1 protein-coding gene is annotated in these 391 nt (G+C 65.2%); it reads left to right on the top strand.

The annotated features are described in order from the left end of the window. The coding region (locus HX846_RS36975) for an aconitase family protein (protein WP_256740453.1) at positions 1–391 on the top strand (391 nt) is incomplete at both ends.

Below are 391 nucleotides of genomic sequence, written 5' to 3' on the forward strand. Positions count from 1 at the left end.
TCACCAGTTGCACCAACACCAGCAACCCGCGCAACGTGATTGCCGCCGGCCTGCTGGCACGCAATGCCAACAAGCTCGGCCTGGCCCGCAAGCCGTGGGTCAAGTCGTCCCTGGCACCGGGTTCGAAAACCGTCGCGATGTACCTCGACGAAGCCGGGCTGACCACCGAGCTGGAGCAGTTGGGTTTCGGCGTGGTGGCGTTCGCCTGCACCACCTGCAACGGCATGTCCGGCGCACTCGATCCGGTGATCCAGCAAGAGATCATCGACCGCGACCTGTACGCCACCGCCGTGCTTTCGGGTAACCGCAACTTCGACGGCCGTATCCACCCGTACGCCAAGCAAGCGTTCCTCGCGTCGCCGCCGCTGGTGGTGGCCTATGCGATTGCCGG

This window comes from Pseudomonas sp. K5002, from assembly GCF_013386655.1.
Classification (GTDB): domain Bacteria; phylum Pseudomonadota; class Gammaproteobacteria; order Pseudomonadales; family Pseudomonadaceae; genus Aquipseudomonas.